The sequence below is a fragment of the Arenimonas sp. genome (genome assembly GCF_041913985.1).
Lineage (GTDB): Bacteria > Pseudomonadota > Gammaproteobacteria > Xanthomonadales > Xanthomonadaceae > Arenimonas.
In genome coordinates this window covers 1-6306 of record NZ_JAYSEG010000056.1, presented here as the reverse complement: position 1 = coordinate 6306, position 6306 = coordinate 1, and the positions used below count along the sequence as shown (strand labels likewise).

Below are 6306 nucleotides of genomic sequence, written 5' to 3'. Positions count from 1 at the left end.
GGTGGTCGGCCCCGCCTCCCCCCCCCCCCCCCCCGGCGGCGGGCGGGGGCCCCCGCGGCCCCCCCCGCGGGGCGCGCCCCCCCCCCCCCCCCCGCTCCTACAGGAGCCGCGTGTAGCGCGATCCGGCCCGGCGGCTCAGGGCAGGGCGCCGAGGTTCTCGCGCGACAGCGGCGCCAGCGCGCCGTCCTTGAACGCACGCGGCGTGGTGGCGATGTCGGCGTCGCCGGGCAGCGGCGCGCCTTCGGCCACGTGCTTCCACGCCGCATCCAGCGCGCGGTAGCCGTAGGGCAGCATCGGCAGGTAGCGCATGCCCAGCACCGGCAGGCCCAGGAAGGCGTCGAAGTGCTGCGCGTTGTGCACCCGCCAGTAGCTCACCGGGCGGCCCTGCGCCTCGGCCCAGCGCGCATAGGCGCCGCCGCTGAAGGCTTCCGGCACCAGGCCGTCGTCGGTGCCGTGCACCACGATCACCGGCAGGCCGGCGCGCGGCGGCGCGGCGCGGGTGGCCTCGATGCCGGCGCGCACGGCGCCCTTGGCGTCGTCCCAGAGCGCGCGCAGGCAGGTGTTGCCCGGCAGGCTGGGGTCGTTGCCGCTGGCCATGGCGTCGCGCAGGCCAACGCCGCTGCCCGGCGGGATGCCGCTGGCGTCGCTCCACCACGCGGCGCGTTCCGCGGCGGTGGGCGCGCGCGCCACGCCGTCGGCGCCCATGGCGGCGAAGGAATAACCGCAGGGCATGTCGGCCGGGCCGGTACGCGCATAGGCGGAGGCGTAGGTGACGTTCACCGCGCGCCAGAGATCGAAGTTGCTGCTGAGCACGCCGGCGGCGACGGTCGCGTCGGTCCAGCCGCCGGCGAGCAGGTGTTCGCGCGCGGCTTCGGCCTGGGCCTGGGCGTCGTCGGCGGACAGCAGGCCGGCGGCCTTGAGCGAGGCGCAGCGGTTGGCGCCGGCGGGTGACTTCGCGCCACCCGGGCGGGCCAGCAGCACGCCGTCGTAGGCGGCGGCGTTGAGCGCGCAGGGCATCCACAGCGCGGCGTCGGTGGAGTAGTCGTAGAGCGCGCGGCCCTGGTCGCCGGCCAGCACGTTGGGCGAGACCGCGACGACGGCGTCGAAGGTGCTGCCCGGCAGTTCGGCCGCGCGCAGCACCGCGCCGCCGCCGTTGGAGACGCCGACGGCGATCACGCGGGTGGATTCGTTCGTCCACGGGCCGGCCTCGGGGTGCGCGAGCTCGAGCACCTGCAGCGCCACGGCCGCGGCCTGCTCGACGTGGCGGCCCCAGTCGGCCTCGGGGTTGTCGCCCGAATGCGCGTGCTTGACCGCGATGGGCGCGATGCCATCGCCGGGCGCGGCGCGCGGCACGTTGAATTCCACCGGTGCGCCGTCGGACGCCAGCTGGCCATTCAGCGCGAAGCCGCGGCCGTCGGTGGTGTCCACGTAGCCGGTGCCGGCGCCCTTGTCGGTGTAGGCCACCGCGCAGCCGCGCGGCAGGCCCCAGGCGCCGGCCAGGGCGATGGCGCCGTAGATGCCGCGCGAGCCGGACGAGGCCGTGACCACCACGCAGCGCGCCTGCGCGTCGAAGGCGTCGGGCAGCTGCACCATCACGCGGTGCGGCTGCTTGCGGCCGGGCAGGCGCGCCAGCGCGTGGTATTCGCGGCCGGGCACCGGCGCCAGCTGGCCGTAGACCTCGCCATAGCCGCCACCGGGCGCGAGGTCGGCGATGCCACGCCAGTTCGTCCATACCGCGCGGCGGCGGAGTTCCGTGGCGGTCGGCGCGTCGGGGTTGGCGAAGGCGGGTGGCACCGCGCTGCGCAGGCCCGCTTCGCCGAGGCCGGCGGTGAGCAGGTCGTCGCCGTCGCGGTAGGTTTTCAGGTCGAGGCCCGCTTCGAGGTCGGGCGCGCGGGGCGCGACGCCGGCGCAGCCGGCCAGCAGGAGGGCGGCGGCGAGGCCGGCGAGCGGAAGCAGGGCGGGGGATCGGTTCATGGCCAGACCTTAGCAATGGCGCCGGCGGCCGGCATCGTACCTTGGTACGACGCGCCGGAAACACGCGCCTGCTAGGGTGGGGAATCGTTTACGAAACAAGGATCAAGGCCATGGGCGACACCTTCCTGCGCGGCCGCACGGCGCTGGTCACGGGCTCCACCTCGGGCATCGGCTTGGCCATTGCCCGGGCGCTGGGCGCAGCCGGGGCGCGCGTGGCGGTGAACGGCCTGGGCAGCGAGGAGCAGGTGGTCGCCGCGCTCGCCGCGGTGCGCGAAGCGGGGGCGCCGGAGGCCCGCCACTTCGGCGCCGACCTCTCGGACGCCACCGCCGTGGAAACCATGATGCAGTCGCTGGCCGACTGGGGCCCGGTGGACGTGCTGGTGAACTGCGCCGGCGTGCAGCACACCGCGCCGATCGGCGAGATGCCGGCCGCCACCTGGGACAAGCTGATCGCCATCAACCTCAGCGCCGCCTTCCACACCATGCGGCTGGCGATGCCGGGCATGGCCGCGCGTGGGTTCGGGCGGGTGGTGAACATCGCCTCGGTGCACGGGCTGGTGGCGTCGGTGAACAAGTCGCCCTACGTGGCCAGCAAGTTCGGCCTGGTGGGCCTGAGCAAGGTGGCCGCGCTGGAAGCCGCGGGCGCCGGCAGCCGCGCCAGCGGCGGCGTGACGGTGAACTGCGTCTGCCCGGGCTGGGTGGAAACGCCGCTGATCGAGCCGCAGATCGCCGCCCGCGCCGCCGCGCATGGCGGCGACCGCGACGCCGGCGTGCGCGCGCTGCTGGCCGAGAAGCAGCCCAGCGGCCGCATGTCGCTGCCCGAGGACATCGCCGCCACCGTGCTCTTCCTGTGCCGCCCCGAAGCCCACAACCTCACCGGCGCCGCCATCCCCGTCGACGGCGGCTGGACCTCGCAGTAGCGAGGCGAACCAGGTTCATTTTCCGCCCCGGCAAGATGGCCCAGGACCGGCTGCCCCGGCGGCGAAAAATGAACCTGGTTCGTTTGGTTCACGTAGAGTCGCTGCATGACACGGTTGCTGATCGCCGACGACCACCCGCTGTACCGCCTCGCGCTGACGCAGGCGGTGCGCGGCGTGCTGCCCGAGGCGGTGATCGGCGAGGCCGAGGACCTGCCGGGCGTGCAGGCCGCGCTGGCCGAACACCCCGACACCGACCTGGTGCTGCTCGACCTGCACATGCCCGGCAGCCACGGCCTGGTGGGCCTGGCCTCGCTGCGCGCCGAGCACCCCGGCGTGGCCGTGGCCATGATCTCGGCGCATGAAGACCCGGCCACCATCCGTCGCGCCCTGGCCTACGGCGCCGCCGGCTACCTGACCAAACGCGCCGACCTGGCCGAACTGCAGGCCGGCCTGCGCGCCGTGCTGGCCTGCGAGGAATGGCTGCCGCCGACGCTGCGCGAAGCCGTGGCCGGCGCCTCGCCCGACCCCGGCGACCGCGAAACCGCGGCCCGGCTCGCCACGCTCAGCCCGCAGCAGTTCAAGGTGCTCACGCGCGTGGCCGAGGGCCGGCTCAACAAGCAGATCGCCGACGAACTCGGCATCCAGGAGCGCACGGTGAAGGCGCACATGAGCGCCATCTTCGAGAAGCTGGGCGTGCGCAACCGCACCCAGGCCGGCGTGCTGCTCGGTTCGCTGGCGCTGGGCGACCCGGCGCGCGAAGCCTGATCAGCGCCAGAAGGGAATGACCCAGGGCAGGGTCACGTCTTCGTCCTTCGCCCTCTCGTCGCCGGGCTCCGGCGGCATCACCGCCAGCTCGTGCCGGCCCGGCGCGAGCGAGGCCACCGGCAGCATGTAGAGCAAACCGCGCAGGTCGCGGCGCGGGTCGGCGTACCACTGCGGCGCCGGCGCGGGCTGGCCGTCGAGGGTGACGGTGAAACCCTTGGCCACGCAGGCCAGCAGTTCGCGGCGGCGTTCGCGTTCGTCGGCATCGAGCGCCTTCGACGCGGCGTTGCCGCCGCAGCCCGCGAACAGCTCGCCGTGCAGCGCCGGCACGTAGGGCACCACCAGCGCCAGGTAGTCGCCCTTGGCCACCGGCGCCGGCACGAAGGGCACCGCCGGCACCATGCCCGGTTCGTGCATCGAGGCGTAGTTGCGGCCGTCCACGCTGTCGGCCATGCCGCGCTGCGGGTAGGGGAAGGCGGCATAGCTGCCCAGGCCGAACTGGTTGCGCGTGAGCGCCAGGCCCGCGGTGCTGCCGAGCATGCCGGCGAGCATCACCGCGAACACCACCAGCATGCCCTTCTTCTCGCCGACGTGGGTTTGGAACACCGCGACCATCGGGTTCGAATCGCGGCCCATGCCGACGCGCGAGTAGAACTCCAAGGTCTTTTCGCAGGCGCGGCGCAGCCAGCTGTCGGGCGCCAGCTTGTCGCCGCGCCGCTTGTCGACCATGGCGGCGGCCATCAGCGGCAGGAAGGTCGCCACCGACAGCAGGGCGAAGAGGGTACTGGTGTCGTCGGGACGCTGGAGCAGCCAGCCCACCCCCATCGCCACCAGGAAAAGCAGCGACACCAGCACCGAGATTGGCACCAGGATCATCGCCAGCGAAATGCCCAGCGCGAACACCGTGGTGGCCAGGTTGTCGGTGGCCTCGACGCGCTCGGGGATCGGCTTCCAGCGCCGCATCATCAGCGCGCGGTGGATCGGCCCGCCGCGCAGGCGCTCGAAGCGCGGGCCGCCCGGATAGACCGAATCCACGCCCACCAGCGCCACCCACCAGGCGCGCAGCAGCAGGTGCAGCGCGAAGGTCATCGTCAGCAGGGTCAGGGCACCGTTGCCGTAGGTGAACAGCACGGCGAAGATCATGCGCGGGTTCTCGGCCAGGCGCGGGATCAGGCCGCTGCCCCAGGCGGTCATGGCCTGCGTTGCCTGGAACATCGCGAACACCGTGGCGCCCGACAGCAGCAGCTCCATTTCCCAGGTGGGCGTGGTGCGCTTGGGCAGGGCGGTCGGCGACGCGTCGGTCTCGGGGCTGTCCTGCATGGGCATCGGTGCTGGTCCTTCGGAATGCGGCCTAGCCTGTCAGACGCCCCGCGGGCGGACAAGGTGACGGTGTTAGCATCGCGGCCATGAGATGGCTGCTGGCGCCGCTGGTGTTGCTGGGCGTGGCCTGGGCCAGCCCGCTGAGCCTGGCCGGCCTGCTGGCGGGGCTGGCGGCGCTGCCCTTCGGCGCGCGCCCGCGCTGGTCGGACGCGGCACTGGTGTTCCACCGCTACCCCTGGGGCCCGGGCGGGGCCCTGACCCTGGGCAACGTGATCCTGCATACCGGCCAGTCGCTGGACGAAAGCACGGTCACCTACGCCTGCGCCGCCCGCGGCGGCCGCGACGAAACCGTGCGGCTGGGCGACCACGAGCGTGCCCATGTCTACCAGGCGCTGGCGCTGGGGCCGCTGTTCCTGCCGCTGTACTTCGCCTGCGGCGGCATCAGCCACCGCAACCGCTTCGAGCAGGCGGCCGACCGCTACGCCCGCAGCGGCCGCGGCTGGTGGCCCTGGGCCCGCGATTGACCGCCCGCAAACCGCCACGCGGCGACGCTGGTAGACTGGTTTCACGTTCCCGACACACGGTGCCGCCATGCAGGCCCTCGATTTCCCCGGCTGTGGCCAGCTGTTCGCGATGATCGACGCCGCCGTCGCCACCGGCTGCGAGCGCGAAACCACCACCCGCATCCGCAACGGCCTGGCCGAGCTCATCCGCACCCAGGCGGTGCAGCTGCCGCCCTGCGTGCTCGAGCCGGTGGCTGACCACTACGCCCGCCGCGAGCTCTACCGCTGCGAGGAAAGCGGCTACAGCGTGGTCGCCATGACCTGGGGCCCGGGGCAGGGCACGCCCATCCACGACCATTCCGGCCTGTGGTGCGTCGAAGGCGTCTGGCACGGCCAGCTGGAAATCACCCAGTACGAGCTGCGCGAGCAGGACGGCGAACGCTTCCGCTTCGAGCCCGTGGGCACCAACATCGCCGGCGTCGGCTCGGCCGGCAGCCTGATCCCGCCGCACGAGTACCACACCATCCGCAACCCCAGCGCCGATGCGGTGGCGGTGTCGCTGCACATCTACAAGCGCGCGCTCACCTGCTGCTCGATGTTCCACCCGGAGCAGGGCGACTGGTACGCCCGCGCCGCCCGCCAGCTGGGGCTGGACGAGGCCGCCTAGGCTATAATCGCCGCGCCCACGTGCCGGTGTGGCGGAATGGTAGACGCGGGGGACTCAAAATCCCTTGCCAGCGATGGCGTGTAGGTTCGAGTCCTATCACCGGTACCAAAGAAACGGGGTCAGGTTCACTTATTGGCGGCGATAGCCGCCAATAAGTGAA

General features: G+C 73.2%; 6 protein-coding genes and 1 tRNA gene. 5 read left to right on the top strand and 2 right to left on the bottom strand.

Annotated elements, in window-relative coordinates:
• Positions 1-135: 135 nt before the first annotated feature.
• Positions 136-1974, bottom strand: coding sequence for a 3-hydroxybutyrate oligomer hydrolase family protein (locus ACE3Q2_RS13180; RefSeq protein ID WP_374474464.1), 1839 nt, complete (start codon positions 1972-1974; stop codon positions 136-138).
• A gap of 110 nt (positions 1975-2084) precedes the next feature.
• Between ACE3Q2_RS13180 and ACE3Q2_RS13175 the strand changes: the two genes are divergently transcribed.
• Together ACE3Q2_RS13175 and ACE3Q2_RS13170 are read left to right on the top strand one after the other, a co-directional pair.
• The gene (locus ACE3Q2_RS13175) at positions 2085-2894 is read left to right on the top strand and encodes a 3-hydroxybutyrate dehydrogenase (protein ID WP_231694094.1); all 810 of its coding nucleotides are present in this window, start codon (positions 2085-2087) and stop codon (positions 2892-2894) included.
• A 105-nt stretch (positions 2895-2999) separates the two neighbouring features.
• On the top strand, positions 3000-3659 hold the full coding sequence (locus ACE3Q2_RS13170; RefSeq protein ID WP_231694093.1) for a response regulator transcription factor: 660 nt from the start codon (positions 3000-3002) through the stop codon (positions 3657-3659).
• Here the strand turns inward: ACE3Q2_RS13170 and ACE3Q2_RS13165 are convergent, their stop codons facing one another.
• Positions 3660-4982, bottom strand: a complete 1323-nt coding sequence (locus ACE3Q2_RS13165; protein ID WP_374474462.1) for a hypothetical protein — start codon at positions 4980-4982, stop codon at positions 3660-3662.
• A gap of 80 nt (positions 4983-5062) precedes the next feature.
• Here ACE3Q2_RS13165 and ACE3Q2_RS13160 point away from each other — a divergent pair, with 80 nt between their 5' ends.
• The 3 genes from ACE3Q2_RS13160 (at position 5063) to ACE3Q2_RS13150 (ending at position 6254) form a co-directional block, all read left to right on the top strand.
• Positions 5063-5500, top strand: a complete 438-nt coding sequence (locus tag ACE3Q2_RS13160) for a hypothetical protein (protein WP_231694091.1) — start codon at positions 5063-5065, stop codon at positions 5498-5500.
• A 67-nt stretch (positions 5501-5567) separates the two neighbouring features.
• A complete protein-coding gene (locus tag ACE3Q2_RS13155) occupies positions 5568-6146 on the top strand; it encodes a cysteine dioxygenase family protein (protein ID WP_231694090.1) in 579 nt (192 codons plus the stop codon).
• 22 nt (positions 6147-6168) lie between these two features.
• A tRNA-Leu gene (locus ACE3Q2_RS13150) sits at positions 6169-6254 on the top strand.
• Positions 6255-6306 lie beyond the last annotated feature (52 nt).

What these genes read in the sequence shown, in the direction of transcription:
- ACE3Q2_RS13155 (WP_231694090.1), top strand. Translation starts at nt 5,568, where the DNA reads ATGCAGGCCCTCGATTTCCCCGGCTGTGGCCAGCTGTTCGCGATGATC.
- ACE3Q2_RS13160 (WP_231694091.1), top strand. Translation starts at nt 5,063, where the DNA reads ATGAGATGGCTGCTGGCGCCGCTGGTGTTGCTGGGCGTGGCCTGGGCC.
- ACE3Q2_RS13180 (WP_374474464.1), bottom strand. Translation starts at nt 1,974, where the DNA reads ATGAACCGATCCCCCGCCCTGCTTCCGCTCGCCGGCCTCGCCGCCGCC.
- ACE3Q2_RS13175 (WP_231694094.1), top strand. Translation starts at nt 2,085, where the DNA reads ATGGGCGACACCTTCCTGCGCGGCCGCACGGCGCTGGTCACGGGCTCC.
- ACE3Q2_RS13165 (WP_374474462.1), bottom strand. Translation starts at nt 4,982, where the DNA reads ATGCCCATGCAGGACAGCCCCGAGACCGACGCGTCGCCGACCGCCCTG.
- ACE3Q2_RS13170 (WP_231694093.1), top strand. Translation starts at nt 3,000, where the DNA reads ATGACACGGTTGCTGATCGCCGACGACCACCCGCTGTACCGCCTCGCG.